Annotated in this window: 13 protein-coding genes and 1 tRNA gene; 11 read left to right on the forward strand and 3 right to left on the reverse strand. The window is 74.8% G+C overall.

Translation table 11 applies throughout. The features are described 5' to 3' along the window. Window positions 1-56: 56 nt before the first annotated feature. From AAHH18_RS13760 to AAHH18_RS13775, 4 genes are all read left to right on the forward strand, one after another. Window positions 57-1,607 carry a sugar ABC transporter ATP-binding protein gene (locus AAHH18_RS13760; RefSeq protein WP_343302006.1) on the forward strand — a complete coding sequence of 517 codons (1,551 nt, stop codon included), beginning with the start codon at window positions 57-59 and terminating at the stop codon, window positions 1,605-1,607. Further along, window positions 1,604-2,689: an ABC transporter permease gene (locus AAHH18_RS13765; RefSeq protein ID WP_283321032.1), complete on the forward strand. Its 1,086-nt coding sequence runs from the start codon at window positions 1,604-1,606 to the stop codon at window positions 2,687-2,689. The genes AAHH18_RS13760 and AAHH18_RS13765 overlap by 4 nt, the downstream gene beginning before the upstream one ends. Continuing rightward, window positions 2,686-3,738 (forward strand): ABC transporter permease subunit, encoded by a 1,053-nt coding sequence (locus AAHH18_RS13770; RefSeq protein WP_343302007.1) that lies wholly within the window; start codon window positions 2,686-2,688, stop codon window positions 3,736-3,738. The genes AAHH18_RS13765 and AAHH18_RS13770 overlap by 4 nt, the downstream gene beginning before the upstream one ends. Before the next feature lie 167 nt (window positions 3,739-3,905). Beyond that, entirely contained in the window at window positions 3,906-4,421 is a 516-nt protein-coding gene (locus AAHH18_RS13775; RefSeq protein WP_343302008.1) for a hypothetical protein, read from the forward strand. Window positions 4,422-4,592: 171 nt separating this feature from the next. On the opposite strand, the gene AAHH18_RS13780 is transcribed toward AAHH18_RS13775, so the two are convergent. After that, window positions 4,593-4,665: transfer RNA gene (locus AAHH18_RS13780), tRNA-Arg, on the reverse strand. Between the two features lie 56 nt (window positions 4,666-4,721). Beyond that, window positions 4,722-5,375 (reverse strand): FadR/GntR family transcriptional regulator, encoded by a 654-nt coding sequence (locus tag AAHH18_RS13785; RefSeq protein WP_283321029.1) that lies wholly within the window; start codon window positions 5,373-5,375, stop codon window positions 4,722-4,724. 105 nt (window positions 5,376-5,480) lie between these two features. On the opposite strand from AAHH18_RS13785, the gene AAHH18_RS13790 reads away from it, so the two are divergent. From AAHH18_RS13790 to rho, 7 genes are all read left to right on the forward strand, one after another. Beyond that, window positions 5,481-6,749 (forward strand): MFS transporter, encoded by a 1,269-nt coding sequence (locus AAHH18_RS13790; protein WP_343302009.1) that lies wholly within the window; start codon window positions 5,481-5,483, stop codon window positions 6,747-6,749. Window positions 6,750-6,833: 84 nt separating this feature from the next. Further along, window positions 6,834-8,513, forward strand: coding sequence for an arginine--tRNA ligase (gene argS / locus AAHH18_RS13795; RefSeq protein WP_343302010.1), 1,680 nt, complete (start codon window positions 6,834-6,836; stop codon window positions 8,511-8,513). Window positions 8,514-8,566: 53 nt separating this feature from the next. Continuing rightward, entirely contained in the window at window positions 8,567-9,973 is a 1,407-nt protein-coding gene (gene lysA, locus AAHH18_RS13800) for a diaminopimelate decarboxylase (protein WP_459349137.1), read from the forward strand. Between the two features lie 180 nt (window positions 9,974-10,153). Continuing rightward, window positions 10,154-11,509 (forward strand): homoserine dehydrogenase, encoded by a 1,356-nt coding sequence (locus tag AAHH18_RS13805; protein ID WP_343302011.1) that lies wholly within the window; start codon window positions 10,154-10,156, stop codon window positions 11,507-11,509. Then, on the forward strand, window positions 11,509-12,600 hold the full coding sequence (thrC, locus tag AAHH18_RS13810) for a threonine synthase (RefSeq protein WP_283321025.1): 1,092 nt from the start codon (window positions 11,509-11,511) through the stop codon (window positions 12,598-12,600). Before AAHH18_RS13805 ends, thrC begins: the two co-directional genes overlap by 1 nt. Window positions 12,601-12,605: 5 nt before the next feature. Beyond that, on the forward strand, window positions 12,606-13,562 hold the full coding sequence (gene thrB, locus AAHH18_RS13815) for a homoserine kinase (protein WP_283321024.1): 957 nt from the start codon (window positions 12,606-12,608) through the stop codon (window positions 13,560-13,562). 341 nt (window positions 13,563-13,903) lie between these two features. Further along, entirely contained in the window at window positions 13,904-15,931 is a 2,028-nt protein-coding gene (gene rho, locus AAHH18_RS13820) for a transcription termination factor Rho (protein WP_459349138.1), read from the forward strand. 90 nt (window positions 15,932-16,021) lie between these two features. On the opposite strand, the gene AAHH18_RS13825 is transcribed toward rho, so the two are convergent. Beyond that, window positions 16,022-17,143, reverse strand: coding sequence for a glycosyltransferase family 4 protein (locus AAHH18_RS13825; protein WP_343302013.1), 1,122 nt, complete (start codon window positions 17,141-17,143; stop codon window positions 16,022-16,024).

Here is a 17,143-nt window from a genome sequence, read left to right on the forward strand (position 1 = left end):
GGTGGGTTCCCGGCCCCACCCCGCCCGTCCGACAGCCGGGACCAGGAAGGACGCCGATGTCCGCAGCGACGCACGCCGACGAGCGTGCGGTGGTCCGCATGACCGGCATCACCATCACGTTCCCGGGGGTCAAGGCCCTCGACGGGGTCGACCTGATCCTGCGGGCGGGCGAGGTGCACGCCCTCATGGGCGAGAACGGGGCGGGGAAGTCGACCCTCATCAAGGCGCTCACCGGGGTGTACCGGGTGGACTCCGGGGGCATCGAGGTCGAGGGCGAGGAGTTCGTCTTCGACGGCCCGGACGAGGCGCAGCGCGCCGGCATCAGCACGGTGTACCAGGAGGTCAACCTCTGCACGAACCTCACCGTGGCGGAGAACGTCATGCTCGGCCACGAGGTCCGGCGCGGCCCGTTCATCGACTGGCGGGCCACCCGGCGCGCCGCGCGCGAGGCGCTGCAGCGGCTGAACCTCGACATCGACCCGCGCTCGCAGCTCTCCAGCCACAGCATCGCCGTCCAGCAGCTGTGCGCCATCGCCCGTGCGCTCGTCGTCGACGCCCGGGTGCTCATCCTCGACGAGCCGACGTCGTCGCTCGACAAGGCCGAGGTCGCGGAGCTGTTCCGCGTCATCGGGCGGCTGCGGGAGTCCGGCGTCGCGATCCTGTTCGTCTCGCACTTCCTGGAGCAGGTCTACGCGATCTCCGACCGCATGACCGTCCTGCGCAACGGCCGGTTCGTGGGGGAGTTCCGCACCGCCGAGCTCAGCCGGCGCGACCTGATCTCGCACATGATCGGGCGCGCCGAGGAGGACCTCGCCGGCATCGAGGAGCGCGCCCGCGACGCGGTCACCGAGCACTCCGGGCAGGAGACCCCGCTGCTGCGGGGCGTCGGCCTCGGCTCGAAGGGCGGCGTCGAGCCGTTCGACCTCAGCCTGTACCCCGGGGAGATCGTCGGCCTCGCCGGGCTGCTCGGCTCCGGGCGCACCGAGGCCGCGCGCCTGCTCACCGGCGCCGACCGGCCCGACCACGGCGAGATCGCCGTGCAGGGCGCGCCCACCCGCCTCGCGACACCCCTCGCCGCGCTCCAGCAGGGCATCGCCCTGTCGAGCGAGGACCGCAAGAAGGAGGGGATCATCGGCGACCTGACGGTGCGGGAGAACATCGCCCTCGCGCTCCAGGCCCGCCGCGGCACGCTCCGGCGGCTGCCCCGGCGCCAGCTCGACGAGCTGGTCCAGAAGTACATCGTCGCGCTCAACATCAACCCGCCGAACCCGAACGCGCTCATCAAGAACCTGTCGGGCGGCAACCAGCAGAAGGTGCTGCTCGCCCGGTGGCTGGCGACGTCGCCGCGGCTGCTGGTCCTCGACGAGCCGACGCGCGGCATCGACATCGGGGCGAAGGCCGAGATCCAGCGCCTCGTCACCGAGCTCGCGGCCGACGGCATGTCCGTGCTGTTCATCTCCTCCGAGCTCGAGGAGGTGCTGCGCCTCAGCCAGAGGATCGTCGTGATGCGCGACCGGCAGAAGGTCACCGAGCTCGAGAACGACGGGACCCTGACCACCGAGGACGTCCTGGAGACCATCGCGACCACCGGGGAGAAGGCCTCATGAGCACGCCCACCGCCACCCCGCCCCCCACCCGGGGCCTGAGCGTGCAGGCGCTGCGCCGGGTGACCGACCACGGCATCTTCTGGCCGGTCGTCGCGCTGCTCGTCCTGCTGCTCGCGTGCGGGCTCAAGAGCCCCGGGTTCCTGGACGTCACGCTGCGCGACGGGCACCTGTTCGGCCAGCTCATCGACCTGCTGCGCAACAGCGCGACCCCGCTGCTGCTCGCGCTCGGCATGTGCCTCGTCATCGCGACCGGCGGCATCGACCTGTCCGTCGGCGCCGTGATGGCGATCGCGCTCGCGGTGTCGCTCACGTACCTCGACGGGTCGCCCGACCCGGGGTCCGCCGCCACCGTCGCGGTCGCGGTCGCCCTGGGCCTCGTGGTCGGCGTCGTCGTGGGGGCGTTCAACGGGTTCATGGTCGCGGCGCTCGGCATCCAGCCGTTCATCGCGACGATGATCCTCATGGTCGCCGGGCGCGGCATCGCCATGCTCATCACGCAGGGGCAGATCACCACGGTCACGAGCCCGCCGTTCAAGTCCATCGGCTCCGGCTTCGTGCTCGGCGTCCCGACCCCGGTCGTCATCGCCGCCGTCGTGTTCGTCCTCGTCACGCTGCTGGTCCGGCGCACCGCGCTGGGCATGTTCCTCGAGTCGATCGGCATCAACGGGGAGGCCAGCCGGCTCGCCGGCGTCCGGGCCCGCACCACCACGTGGAGCGTCTACGTCATCGCGGGCGTGCTGGCCGCGCTCGCCGGGCTGGTGTACGGCGCCCCGACGATGGCCGCCGACGCCAACAACATCGGCCTGCTCAAGGAGCTCGACGCGATCATGGTCGTCGTCCTCGGCGGCACCAAGCTCGACGGCGGGCGGTTCAACCTCGGCGGGCTCATCGCCGGCGCGCTGCTGCTGTCGACGCTCGAGCGCGCGGTCATCATCTTCGAGCTCCCGTCGCAGACGACCCCGCTGTTCAAGGCCGTCGTGCTCATCGCCGTGTGCGTCGCGGCGTCGCCGTTCCTGCGTTCCCGGCTCGACGCCCGCCGGCTGCGGGCCGCGCAGCCCCGACCCGTGGAGGTCGTGCGATGACCGGCCAGCTCACCCAGGCGCCCGCCCCCGCGCCCGCCACGCCCGCGCGCCGGCCCTGGTGGCGCGCGCTCGGGAACCTCGACCGCCGGTTCCTGCCGGTGCTCGGCACGCTGCTGACGCTGGCGCTCATGCTCGGCGTCGGGCAGAGCCGCTACAGCACCTCCCGGTCCGACTTCATCAGCATGAAGCTGTTCTCCAACCTCATGGTGGACAACTCCTACCTGCTGGTGCTCGCGGTCGGCATGACGTTCGTGATCCTCACCGGCGGCATCGACCTGTCCGTCGGAGCCGTCGTCGCCCTCGTCGGCCTCGCCGTGGCCCGGCTGTTCCAGGTCGGGCTGCCGCTGCCCGTCGTGCTCGTCGTCGGCGTGCTCATCGGCACCGCCTGCGGCCTGCTCATCGGCGTGCTCGTGCAGGTGTTCGACATCCAACCGTTCATCGCCTCGCTCGCCGTCATGTTCCTGGCGCGCGGGCTCGCGAACGTCGTCAGCACCAACTCCCTCGCCATCAAGGACGAGGGGTTCGCGAGCCTCGCGTCCTGGAGCATCACGTTCGGCGAGGGACGCTCGCTGTGGCGCATCAACGCCAGCATGCTCATCGCGGTCGCCGTGCTGCTCGTCGCGGTCTACCTGCTGCACTACACGCGGTTCGGCCGCTCCGTGTACGGCCTCGGGTCCAGCGACCGCGGCGTCGCCGTCAGCCTCATGGGCCTGCGCCCCGCCCGCACCCGCATCTGGGTGTACGTCATCAGCGGCACCTGCGCCGGCATCGCCGGCATCCTCTTCGCGCTCTACACCAAGTCCGGCTACAACCTCACGGGCATCGGCATGGAGCTCGATGCGATCGCCGCGGTCGTCATCGGCGGCACCCTGCTGTCCGGCGGCGTCGGGTTCGTGCTCGGCACCGGCGCCGGCGTCCTCGTGTACGGCCTCATCCAGGTGCTCATCGCCCGCGAGGGCCTCGACTCCTGGTGGACCCGGGTGTTCATCGGGGCGGTGCTGCTGGCGTTCGTGATCCTCCAGCGGGTGATCGTGACGCGGCGGCGGTAGGGGGCGACGGGGCGGGTGCGCGTCGCCGAGCGCAGGGGGCCGGCGACGCGCACCCGTCCCGAACCGCCCGGTGACCGCGCCGTTCGGGTGACGCGGACCGGTTTGCCGCACGCTGCTGATCGCCCGCCCCTAGGTTCCTCCGCAGGCGGCTCATCCTGGAGGAACCTGTGGCGCCCTGGGGCGTTTCCGGCGTCGGCAGGCGGCGCGAGCACCAGATCTGGCCCTGGTTGACCGGCGGGGTCCTCGTCGCGGTCGTGGTCCTGCTCGCGGCCCTCGCCTGGACGGCGCTGCACGGGGGGCCGTCACCGCACCTGGCGACGCTGGAGCGGGAGCCGATGCTCGACGCACCTGTCCCCGCCACGATGCTCGGCCAGGTGTCGCAGGAGTCGTCCTGGGGTGTGGGATTCGGGCCGGACAGCGTCGCGCGCATCGTGAAGGTGTACGAGGTGGACCTCACCCCGCAGGAGGCGCTGGACGCGTGGCGGCTGGGGTACGAGGACCACTACGGTCCGCCCGATCGCGAAGAGAGCGCGGTGGTGCCGATGCTCGCCTGGTTCCCGGACGAGATGATCGTCACCGTTCGGGCCTCGGACGAGGTCGAGGACGCGGCCGCGCGTGCCGTGGTGCGTCAGCCGACCGCGGGGCGCACGGTGGTCACTGTCGCGGTCAGCGGCGCGGGCTGACGTCCCGACCACCGCTGCCCGCAGGCGACACCGTGCGTCCCGGAAGCACGACGTTCACGGCCCCGTGCTGTCACGACGGCGACACGTCCCGGCCGACGACGCCGTCTGACGTGCGTCGCCGCGGACGCAACGAAGGCCCGGCATCGGGAAGATGCCGGGCCTCGTTCTGCGTGCCCTCGATAGGATTCGAACCTACGACCTTCTGCTCCGGAGGCAGACGCTCTATCCACTGAGCTACGAGGGCGTGCGCGCGGCCGTCGGACCGGCGCGGTGCACGAGACTACCAGGCCGCGGGCGGTGTCAGTCCTCGCCGAGGAGTCCCGACAGGTACGTCGCGGTCTCGTCGACGGCGCGGCTGTCGTCGCCGGCGGCGATGGCCTCGACGAGGCCGTCGTGGTGGTCGCCGTCCTGGAGCACCTGCGCGAAGTTGAACCGGATGTTGTCGGTGATCGCGTCGATGAGGTTCTCGTACAGCGACAGCAGCACGGGGTTGCGGGCAGCGCGGGCGATGGCCCGGTGCAGCGCGAGGTCGGCGGAGACCATGCGGTCGAGCTGGCCGGACCGCCACGCCTCGGCGCGGGCGTCGCGCAGCGCGGTGATGGTGGCGACGTCGGCGGTGGTGCGGCGGCGTGCGGCGAGGCGGGCGGCCTCGACCTCGAGGCTGCGGCGCACCTCGATGACGTCGCGCTGGCGGGCGTCGGCGATCTGCCGGCCCATGCTGACCGCGAGCTCGGACGCCGACAGCACGTAGGTGCCGGAGCCCTGACGGCGCTCGACCAGGCCGGCGTGCACGAGCGACTGGACGGCCTCACGCACGGTGTTGCGGCCGACGCCGAGCATCTCGACCAGCGCGGGCTCCGGGGGGATGCGGGTGCCGACGCGCCACTCGCCGGAGGTGATCCGTGCCCGGAGCTGGGCCACCGTCGCGTCGATGAGGCCGGTGCGTCGCGTCATGCGGGGTAGTCTCCCTGGTCAGTTGTGCCGCGATTCAACACGAAGCCGGCACCCGTCCGCCAGCGCCCACCGCCGCGCGCCCTCCGCTCCCGCTCCTGAGGTCGCATGCCGTCTGCCTCCGCTCCTGTGGGTCCTGCCGCGCCGTGGCGGGGTCGCCGCGTCGTCCTGCTGGGCGTCGTCCTCGTCGCGCTCAACCTGCGCATCGCGGTCGCGTCCGTGTCGCCCATCCTCGACCTGGTGCGCGCGGACGTGGCGCTGTCCGCCACGGAGGCCGGGCTGCTCGGCACCATCCCGGTGGTGTCGTTCGCGGCGTTCGGCTCGGTGACGCCGCTGCTCGCCCGCCGCATCGGCCTGGAGCCGCTGCTGGTCCTCGCCATGCTGCTGTCGGCGACGGGCGAGGTGGTGCGCTCGGGCACGTCGACGTCGACGGGGTTCCTGGCGTGGTCGGTGATCGCGCTCGCCGGTATGGGCATGGGCAACGTCCTGCTGCCGCCGGTGGTGAAGCGCTACTTCCCGGACCGCATCGGCGTGGTGACGTCCGTGTACTCGGTGACGATGACGTTCAGCACGGCCCTGCCGGCGCTGCTCGCGGTCCCCGTGGCGGAGCGGCTCGGGTGGCGGGCGTCGCTGTCGGTGTGGTCGGCGGTCGGGGTCGTCGCCGCGCTGCCGTGGCTGGTGGTGATCGTGCGGTCCGCCGCCGCGCGGGCCGAGCTCGGCGGGCTCCTGCGGCGCGCACCGGCGACGACGCCCGCGCTGACGTCCCGGCACCGCTCCGGCGGGCGGGTCTGGCGCAGCCCCCTCGCGTGGGGGATGGCGCTGACGTTCGCCATGAACTCGCTGGACTCCTACGCGATGTTCGCCTGGCTGCCGCAGATCCTCGTGGACGGCGGCACGTCGCCGCACGCGGCGGGGGTGTGGCTGTCGGTGTTCGCGATCCTCGGGCTGCCGCCCGCGCTCGTCGCGCCGATCGCCGCGTCGCGGATGCGGAACCCCATCGGCCTCGTCGTGTTCTTCGTCGCGTGCTTCATGGCGTCCTACCTCGGCCTGCTGCTCGCACCCGGCGGCCCGGTGTGGCTCTGGATCCTGCTGGGCGGCTTCGGTCCCGGGGCGTTCCCCGTCCTGCTCGCGCTCATCAACCTGCGGACGCGGACGTCCGCCGGGGCGGCGTCGCTGTCCGGCTTCACGCAGGGCGTCGGCTACGCGATCGCCGGCACCGGCCCGCTGCTGATGGGCGTGCTCTACGACGCGACGGGCACCTGGACGGCGTCGCTGCTGTTCCTCATGGGGACTCTCGTGGTCCTGGTGGCGGCGGCGACCGTCGCCTGCCGGCCCGGGATGCTCGAGGACTCGTGGGGGCCGCGGGCTCGGGGCTGACCGCCGGGTCCTCCCCAGCGGCACCGGCCGCGCGGGCTGTGGACGACGGACGGGGCAGCGCCGGGGCGTCGCTACGCTTGTCCGGTGACCCCCGCTGAGCTCTCCGAGTCCCTGCGCGCCGCCCTCGCGGGCGCCGTCGCCGACGGGACCTTCGCCCTCGACGCCGCCGACCTGCCCGCGACCGTGCACGTGGAGCGACCCCGGCAGCGCGAGCACGGCGACTGGGCGACCAACGTCGCGCTGCAGCTCGCGAAGAAGGCCGGCACCAACCCGCGGGCCTTCGCCGAGGAGCTCGCCCGCCGGCTCGCGGACGCCCCGGGGGTCGCGAAGGTCGACGTCGCCGGTCCCGGCTTCCTCAACATCACGCTCGACACCGCCGCCGCGGGCGAGCTCGCGCGCTCGGTCGTCGAGGCCGGCACGGGGTACGGCCGCAACGAGACGCTGACCGGGCAGAGCATCAACCTGGAGTTCGTCTCCGCCAACCCGACCGGCCCGATCCACATCGGCGGCGTGCGGTGGGCCGCCGTCGGCGACAGCCTGGCCCGCGTCCTGGAGGCGTCCGGCGCCCGCGTCGGCCGCGAGTACTACTTCAACGACCACGGCGCGCAGATCGACCGGTTCGCGCGCTCGCTGCTCGCCCGCGCCCGCGGCGAGGAGGCGCCGGAGGACGGCTACGGCGGCCAGTACATCGCCGACATCGCCGACGCGGTCATCGCGCAGGCCGCCGAGGCCGGCGAGCCCGACCCCCGCACGCTGCCCGACGCGGAGGCGCAGGAGGCGTTCCGGTCCCGGGGCGTGGACCTGATGTTCGCGGAGATCAAGAAGTCGCTGCACGACTTCGGCGTCGACTTCGACGTCTACTTCCACGAGGACACGCTGCACGAGAACGGCGCGGTCGACCGGGCCGTGGCGCGCCTGCGCGAGCTCGGGCACGTCTACGAGGCCGACGGTGCCACGTGGCTGCGCACCACCGACTTCGGCGACGACAAGGACCGCGTCATCATCAAGTCCGACGGGGACGCCGCCTACATCGCCGGCGACCTCGCGTACTACCTGGACAAGCGTGAGCGCGGCTTCGACCGCGTCATCATCATGCTCGGCGCCGACCACCACGGGTACATCGGCCGGATGATGGCGATGTGCGCCGCGTTCGGCGACACCCCGCACGTCAACCTCGAGATCCTCATCGGGCAGCTGGTGAACCTCGTCAAGGACGGCACCCCGGTCCGGATGAGCAAGCGCGCGGGCACGGTCGTCACCATCGAGGACCTGGTCGAGGCCGTGGGCGTCGACGCGGCGCGCTACTCGCTGGCGCGGTCGTCGGCGGACTCCTCGATCGACCTCGACCTGGACCTGCTGAGCCGGGCGACCAACGAGAACCCCGTCTACTACGTGCAGTACGCGCACGCCCGCACCTGCTCGGTCGCCCGCAACGCCGCGGACGCCGGCGTGCGCCGGGAGGACGGCTTCGACGCCTCGCTGCTCGACCACGAGACCGAGTCCCTGCTGCTCGGCCGGATCGCCGAGATGCCGCGCGTCGTCGCGCAGGCCGCCGAGCTGCGCGAGCCGCACCGTGTCGCCCGCTACCTGGAGGAGGTCGCCGGGGCGTACCAGAAGTGGTACGAGCAGCGCCGCGTCCTGCCGTTCGGCGACGAGCCGGTCTCCGACGTGCACCGCACCCGGCTCTGGCTGAACGACGCGACCCGGCAGGTGCTCGCGAACGGCCTGGGGCTGCTCGGGGTGAGCGCGCCGGAGCGGATGTGACCGCCCACCCCGGCTCGGAGGCGGCCGCGGCCGACGCCGCGGCGCGCGACGCGGTGGCGGGTGCCGGGACCGACGGCGCCCCCGGGTCCGGCGCGCTGGGGCTGCCGTGGCCGGCGCACGCCGTGCGGGGCGCCGACGGCGCCGTGCGCGTCGCGGGCGTCGACCTGCGGGACCTCGCCGCCGAGCAGGGCACGCCGGCCTACGTCCTGGACGAGGCCGCGTTCCGGTCCCGCGCGCGGGGGGTGCGCACCGCGTTCGAGAAGGCGTTCGGGCACCTCGGCGCGGGCGTCGACGTGTACTACGCGGGCAAGGCGTTCCTGTCGGTGGCCGTGGCCCGCTGGGCGCACGAGGAGGGTCTGCGCGTCGACACGTCCACGGGTGGCGAGCTCGCGGTCGCGCTGCGCGCCGGCGTCCCGGGCGCGGAGATCGGCCTGCACGGCAACAACAAGTCGGACGCGGAGATCGCCCGGGCGCTCGACGCCGGGGTCGGCCGGATCATCGTCGACTCCCTCGGGGAGCTGGACCGCCTCGTCGCGGCCGTGCGGGCGCGCACCGCGGACGGTGCCGAGCCCGCGCCCGCCCCGGTCATGGTGCGCGTCACCACCGGCGTCCACGCGGGCGGCCACGAGTACATCTCGACCGCGCACGAGGACCAGAAGTTCGGCCTGTCCGTCGCGACCGCCGCCGACGGCACCAGCCCCGCGATGACCGCCCTCGAGCGGGTCGTCGCGGCGCCGGAGCTCCGGCTGCTCGGCATCCACTCCCACATCGGCTCGCAGATCCTCGACCCCGGGGGCTTCGCGGTCGCCGCGGGCGCGGTGCTGCGGCTGCGCGCCGAGCTCGCCGCCCGCACCGGGTACCTCGTGCCGGAGGTCGACCTCGGCGGCGGCTTCGGCATCGCGTACCTGCCGGGGGAGGTGCCCCTGGACCCCGAGCGCATCGCGAAGGACCTCGCCACGACGGTCGACGCCACCTGCGCCGAGCTCGGCACCCCGGTGCCGCGGCTGTCGTTCGAGCCCGGCCGCGCGATCGTCGGCCCGACCACGCTGACGCTCTACACGGTCGGGACGGTCAAGCCCGTCACGCTCGAGGACGGACGGGTCCGGCTGTACGTCTCCGTCGACGGCGGCATGAGCGACAACATCCGGCCCGCCCTGTACGGCGCGCCGTACCACGCGGCGGTCGTCTCCCGGACGGGCGCGGCGCGGACCGTCCTGGCTCGGGTGGTGGGCAAGCACTGCGAGAGCGGCGACATCGTCGTGCACGAGGTGCAGCTGCCGGCCGACGTCGCGCCCGGGGACCTGCTGGCCGTCGCCGCCACCGGCGCGTACGGCCGCTCGATGGCCTCCAACTACAACCACGTCCCGCGCCCGCCCGTCGTGGCGGTGCGCGACGGCGCCACCCGGGTGCTGGTCCGGCGCGAGACCGAGGACGACCTGCTGGCGCTCGACCTGGGCTGAGCGGCCGGCGCCCCGCCCTGCGGCCGGCGCCCCGCCCGGCGCCCGCGCCCCGCCCAGGGTGTGGATGCGCCCCCGGCACCCACGGCACGGCCCCTATCCTGGGGCTCGTCCCGGCGGCGACGCCCCGGGACGCACCCCACCAGGCCCGGGGCACCCGGGCGTGATCGAGAGGCGCACGCGGTGACAGCACGCGACGAGACCGTCGGACCCGCCACGCCCGCCGCCGGCGACCGTCCCGCCGTGCGGGTCGCGCTGCTCGGCTGCGGCGTCGTCGGCACGGAGGTCGTGCGGCTGCTCACGACGCAGGGCGCCGACCTGGCCGCGCGGGTCGGGGCGCCGCTGGAGCTCGTCGGCATCGCGGTGCGGGACGTCGACGCCGAGCGCGACCCGGTCGTCGACCGCGCGCTGCTCACCTCCGACGCCGAGGGGCTCGTCGCGAAGGCCGACGTCGTGGTCGAGGTGGTGGGGGGCATCGAGCCCGCGCGCTCCCTGCTGCTGCGCGCCGTCGAGCACGGCGCCGCGGTCGTCACCGCGAACAAGGCGCTGCTCGCCCAGGACGGCCCGACGCTGTACGCGGCGGCGGACGCCGCGGGCGTGGACCTGTACTTCGAGGCCGCCGTCGCCGGCGCGATCCCCCTGGTCCGGCCGGTGCGCGAGTCGCTGACCGGGGACCGCGTCCAGCGGGTGCTCGGCATCGTCAACGGCACCACCAACTACGTGCTCGACCGGATGGCCGCGGACGGCCTGGACCTCGACGCGGCCGTGGCGGAGGCGCAGGCCCTGGGGTACGCGGAGGCCGACCCGACCGCCGACGTCGAGGGCTACGACGCCGCCGCGAAGGCCGCCATCCTCGCGTCGCTGGCGTTCCACACGCGGGTCTCGCTCGACGACGTCGACCGGCAGGGCATCACGGGCGTCACCGCCGACGACGTGGCCTGGGCCGGTCGCACGGGCCACGTCATCAAGCTGCTCGCGATCGCCGAGCGCCGCACCGGCGAGGACGGCCGCGAGGGCGTGCAGGCGCGCGTGCACCCCGCGCTCGTGCCGCTGTCCCACCCCCTCGCCGGCGTCCGGGGGGCGTTCAACGCGGTGTTCGTCGAGGCCGAGGCCGCGGGCGAGCTCATGTTCTACGGCCGCGGCGCCGGCGGCGCCCCGACGGCGAGCGCCGTGCTCGGCGACGTCGTCTCGGCGGCCCGGCACCGGGTGCACGGCGGCCGCGGCCCGGCGGAGTCCTGGTACGCGGACCTGCCGGTGCTGCCGGCGCAGTCCGCCCGCACCCGCTACCAGGTGCGGCTCGAGGTCGACGACCGCCCCGGCGTGCTGGCCCAGGTCTCCGCGGTGCTGGCGGAGCACGGCGTCTCGATCGAGGCGGTCCGGCAGTCGCCCGCGGACGCCGACGCCACGCCGGGCGTCGCCCGCCTGGTCATCACCACGCACGAGGCGCCGGAGGCCGCGCTGGCCGCGACCGTCGCCGCGATCGGCGGCCTGGACTCCGTCCGCGAGGTCGTCTCCGTCCTGCGAGTCGAGGGAGCCTGATGGCACAGCAGTGGCGCGGCGTCATCCGCGAGTACGCGGACCGCCTGCCCGCGCACGTCCAGGAGCACGTCGTCACGCTCGGCGAGGGCGGCACGCCGCTCGTCGCCGCGCCGGCGCTGTCCGCGCTCACGGGGGCGGAGGTGTTCGTCAAGGTCGAGGGCATGAACCCCACGGGCTCCTTCAAGGACCGCGGCATGACGACGGCGATCTCCGCGGCCGCCGGGCGCGGCGCGCGCGCCGTCGTGTGCGCGTCGACGGGCAACACGTCGGCGTCGGCCGCGGCGTACGCCACCGCCGCGGGCATGGTCTGCGCGGTGCTCGTGCCGGACGGCAAGATCGCGATGGGCAAGCTCAGCCAGGCCGTCGCGCACGGCGCGAAGCTGCTGCAGGTCGACGGCAACTTCGACGACTGCCTCGTCGCGGCCCGCAAGCTCGCGGAGGCGTACCCGGTCGAGCTCGTGAACTCCGTGAACCCCGACCGCATCGAGGGGCAGAAGACCGGCGCGTTCGAGATCGTCGACGCCCTCGGCGACGCCCCGGACATCCACGCGCTGCCGGTCGGCAACGCCGGCAACATCACCGCCTACTGGAAGGGCTTCCGCGAGTACGCGGGGCTCGACGCCGGCGCGGACCTGCCCGCGGTCGCCACCCACACGCCGGCGATGTGGGGCTTCCAGGCCGCCGGCGCCGCGCCGATCGTGCGCGGCTACCCGGTGACGGAGCCCGAGACGATCGCCACGGCGATCCGCATCGGCAACCCGGCCTCCTGGGTGCAGGCGGAGGCGGCGCGCGACCTGTCGGGCGGCCTCATCGAGGCGGTCACGGACGACGAGATCCTCGCCGCCCACCGCGTCCTGTCCTCCCAGGTCGGCGTGTTCGTCGAGCCGGCGTCCGCGGCCGGTGTCGCCGGCATCCTGCGCCTGGCGGGAGAGGGCCGCGTGCCGGCGGGGTCGCGCATCGTCGTGACGGTCACCGGCCACGGGCTGAAGGACCCGCAGTGGGCGCTGCGCACCGCGGACGGCGGCGAGGTCGAGACCACCCGCGTGCGACCCGACGTGGTCGAGATCGCCGCGGCGCTCGGCCTGGGCTGACGACCGTGCGACTGGGTGCGGACCGGGCGCGCGTGCGCGTGCCGGCGACGAGCGCGAACCTCGGGCCGGGGTTCGACGCGCTGGGCCTGGCGCTCGCCCTGCACGACGACGTCGAGGTGCGGGCGCTGGGCTCCGCCGAGGTGGTCGTGGACGTCGTGGGGGAGGGCGAGCAGGAGGTCCCGTCGGGCGAGGACCACCTCGTGGTGCGGGCGCTGCGTCACGCGCTCGACCACGTCGGGGCGCCGCAGACCGGACTGCACCTGACGTGCCGCAACCGGATCCCGCACGGCCGGGGCCTCGGCTCGTCCGCCGGCGCGGTCGTCGCGGGCCTGCTCGCCGCTCGGGCCCTGGTCGCCGAGCCGGAGTCGCTCGACGACGACGTCGTCCTCGCGCTCGCGACGGAGCTCGAGGGCCACCCGGACAACGCCGCGCCCGCGCTGCTGGGCGGGGCGACCGTCGCGTGGTGCGACGACGCCGCCGCCGGGGGAGCGGTGCACGCGGCGCGGCTCCCGGTCGACCCCTCGATCGCCCCCGTCGTCGTCGTCCCCGGCACGCGCCTGGCGACCTCCCACGCGCGCGGCGTGCTGCCGGCGACGGTCCCGCACGGCGACGCGGCGTTCCAGGCCGGGCGGTCCGCGCTGCTGGTCGAGGCGCTCGGGCGCCGGCCGGACCTGCTGCTGCCCGCCACCGAGGACCGCCTGCACCAGGGCTACCGGCGCCCGGTGATGCGGGAGAGCATGGCGCTCGTCGACGCGCTGCGGGCCCGGGACGTGGCCGCCGTCGTGTCCGGCGCCGGCCCGACGGTGCTGGTGCTGGCGCGCTCCGAGGCGGGTCCCGGGACGCCGGCGGCGACCGACGCGGACGCGGCGCTGGCCGCCGTGTTCGGCGGCTCGATGGGCGGCTGGCGCATCGTGCGGCTGGCGATCGACACCGACGGTGCGACGTGGCGGAGACTGCCCTGACGGCACCTCCCCGGTGGTATGCTGGCGCCGTTCCCCGGACTTCGTCCTGATATCCGCTCAGCCTCATTCGGGTGCAGCGCCGCGCGTGCCAGCGCCCCGAAGGCACGGGTCCCATGAGATCCGAGACCGGGAACGCACCAGCCCACCGACGTCGACGCTTCCGCGCGACCGGTGAGGCCCCACCGACGCGACGGCCCCGACCCGAGGGCTGGACGCAGACCGCGCCCCGACGGAGGGTGGCGGTCCCCGACGAGGGGGAAGGGTCCTTCGTGACAGACACCATCGAGCCGGCCGTGAGCACCAGCTCCGGCGGTTCCGCCCGTGGCGGCGCGATCTCCGCGATGCGCATGCCCGAGCTCCAGGCCCTCGCCGCGCAGCTCGGCGTGACGGGCACCTCCCGGATGCGCAAGACCGACCTGGTCGACGCGATCCAGGCGAAGCGCTCCGGCGCGGGCACCGGCAAGGGCGCGGGTGCCGAGAACGGCGCCGCCGCCGAGCCGCGCGCCCGCCGTGCGGCGTCCCGCGCCGCCGGACGGCCCGCCGCGGCCGCCGACCCGGCCGGCGACGCGCCGACCGCGAGCACGCCGGTCGCGGACGCCCCGCCGGCGCCCACCGGGCGTGCGGGCACCGCACCCGCCGAGGCCCCGGTCGTGGACGGCGACACCCGCCGCCGCGACGGCTCCCGCCGCCCCGTGCGCGCGCAGGGCGAGCAGCGCGCCGAGGGCGAGGACGCCCCGGGGCAGCGCCCCGGCCGCGCCGTGGACGTGCTGGCGGGCCTCGAGGCCGTCGAGCGCTCGCTCGACAGCCGCCAGGGCGCCCAGCAGCACGACGTGCGCGACGACCGTGCCGCGCGCGCCGCGGACGCCGTCGGCTCCGTGACGGGCGAGCGCCGCTCGCGCCGCGCGGGCCGGGGCGCCGGCGCGCCCGCGGTCGACGTGACCCTGCCCGAGGGCCCGACCGGCGACGGCCAGCGGCAGCGCCCGCAGCAGGAGCAGCAGGGCGACCAGGACCGCGCGCGCTCCGACCGCCAGCAGGACCAGGGCGACGACGACGAGCGGGGCGGACGCCGCCGCCGCTCGCGCGACCGGTACCGCGACCGTGACCGCACCAAGCGCGGCCGCGGCCAGCGGGGCCCCGGCGACGCCGCCTACGAGGAGGTCGAGCTGAGCGAGGACGACGTCCTCGTCCCGGTCGCCGGCATCCTCGACGTGCTCGAGTCCTACGCGTTCGTGCGCACCAGCGGGTACCTGCCCGGACCGAACGACGTCTACCTGCCGCTCGGCCAGGTCCGCAAGGCGGGTCTGCGCCGCGGCGACGCGATCACCGGCGCCGTCCGCGCGCCGCGTGAGGGCGAGGCGCCGGCGCAGCAGCAGCCCGGGCGGCCGAACAAGGCGAACGCGCTCGTGCGGCTCGACACGGTCAACGGCATGGCGCCCGAGCAGGCGCGGCAGCGGCCCGAGTTCTCGAAGCTGACGCCGCTGTACCCGCAGGACCGGCTCCGCCTCGAGAACGAGTCGAACCACCTGACGCCGCGGGTCATCGACATCGTCGCCCCGATCGGCAAGGGCCAGCGCGGCCTCATCGTCGCGCCCCCGAAGGCCGGCAAGACGATCATCATGCAGCAGATCGCCAACGCGATCACCGCGAACAACCCCGAGGTCCACCTCATGGTCGTGCTCGTCGACGAGCGCCCCGAGGAGGTCACCGACATGGAGCGGACCGTGAAGGGCGAGGTCATCGCCTCGACCTTCGACCGGCCCGCCTCGGACCACACGATGGTCGCGGAGCTTGCGATCGAGCGCGCCAAGCGGCTGGTCGAGCTCGGCCAGGACGTCGTGGTGCTGCTCGACTCGCTGACCCGCCTGTCCCGCGCGTACAACCTCGCGGCCCCGGCGTCCGGGCGCATCCTGTCCGGCGGCGTCGACGCCTCGGCGCTCTACCCGCCGAAGCGGTTCTTCGGCGCGGCGCGCAACATCGAGCACGGTGGCTCGCTGACGATCCTCGCCTCGGCGCTCGTGGAGACCGGCTCCAAGATGGACGAGGTCATCTTCGAGGAGTTCAAGGGCACCGGGAACATGGAGCTCCGGCTCTCCCGGTCGCTCGCGGACAAGCGGATCTTCCCGGCGGTCGACGTCAACGCGTCCGGCACGCGCCGCGAGGAGATCCTCATCGCCCCGGACGAGCTCAAGATCATCTGGAAGCTCCGCCGCGTCATGGGTGCGCTGGACCAGCAGCAGGCCATCGAGCTGCTGCTCGGCAAGCTCCGGGAGACCCGCAGCAACGTCGAGTTCCTGCTCCAGGTCCAGAAGACGACGCCCGGGGTCGGCGCGCACGGCCACGACGAGGCCCAGACCCGCTCGATCGTCTGACGCCCGTCCCTCGACATCGCGGTAGGTGCGGGGTTCCCGACCCGGAAGCCCGCACCTACCGCGATGTGGACGACCGACGGCCCGGTCGGGTCAGGGTCGGCGGGACGCGATCGCCTGCGCGTACCAGGCCAGCGTCTGCCGGGTGATCTCCCCGGCCTCGAACCGCTGCGCCGCCGCGCGCTGCGGGCCGACGGCCGCGAGGCGAGCACCCGGGTCGTCGATCCACCGCGCGAGCGCCCGGGAGAAGGCCGCCGTGTCGCGGGGGTCCACGAGCTGCGCCTCGAGCCCGGCCATCGGCGTGCGGTAGCCCGGGTTGTCGCCGGCGAGCACGACACCGCCCGCGTCGGCGAGCGCCTCCACCACGGAGATGCCGAAGCTCTCCCCGCCGGTCGACGGCAGCGCGACCACGTCCGCGCCGGCCAGCAGGGCGGCCTTGTCCTCCTCCGCCACGAACCCGGGGAACTCGACCCGGTCGGCGATCCCGGCTGCGGCCGCACGGGCCCGCAGGTCCTCGAGCAGCGGGCCGCGCCCGGCGAGCGTCAGCCGCCACGGCCGCACGGTCGCCGGCAGCGCCGCCATCGCCGCGAGGAGCTCGCGCGGCCCCTTGCGCTCCACGAGCCGCCCGAGGAAGACCACGTGCACGGGCGCGTCGTCCGCCCGCCCGTCGCCGCCCGCCGGAGCGGCCCCCAGCTCCACGGGCCCGCCGATCACCGGCACGTCCCGCCCGTACGCCTCGCGCACCGACTCCCGAGCCGCCTCGGACAGCGCGCTGATGGCGTCGAACCGCCGCAGCCGGCGTCGCTCGGCCAGCCCGAGCGCGCGGATGCCCCACCGGGCCACGGCGTCCTGCGGGTAGATGACGAACGAGCCGACGACGGCCGTGCGGGGCGACGCCGCCGACACCACCCGCCCGGCGAGCAGCGGGCTGTACGGCATCGTCACGTGCAGCACGTCGAAGGGCACCTCCGCCAGCAGCCGCCGGATGCGCGCCCGCGACGCCGGCAGGGGGCTGCGCAGCCGGTTGCCGTTGAACCGCACCGACACGGTGCGGCCGAGCACGTGCAGGTTCGCCAGGTCCGTGCGGTCGGTGCCGGACGTCAGGTAGTGCACCTCGTGGCCGAGGTCGGCGAACCGCCGGCCGAGCGTGAGCACGATCTGCTGGACGCCGTCCGGCTTGTCGAGGCCGTCGTCGATCACCAGGCCGATGCGCAT

Origin of the sequence: Cellulomonas olei (assembly GCF_039548315.1) — a bacterium.
Taxonomy (GTDB): Bacteria; Actinomycetota; Actinomycetes; order Actinomycetales; family Cellulomonadaceae; genus Cellulomonas.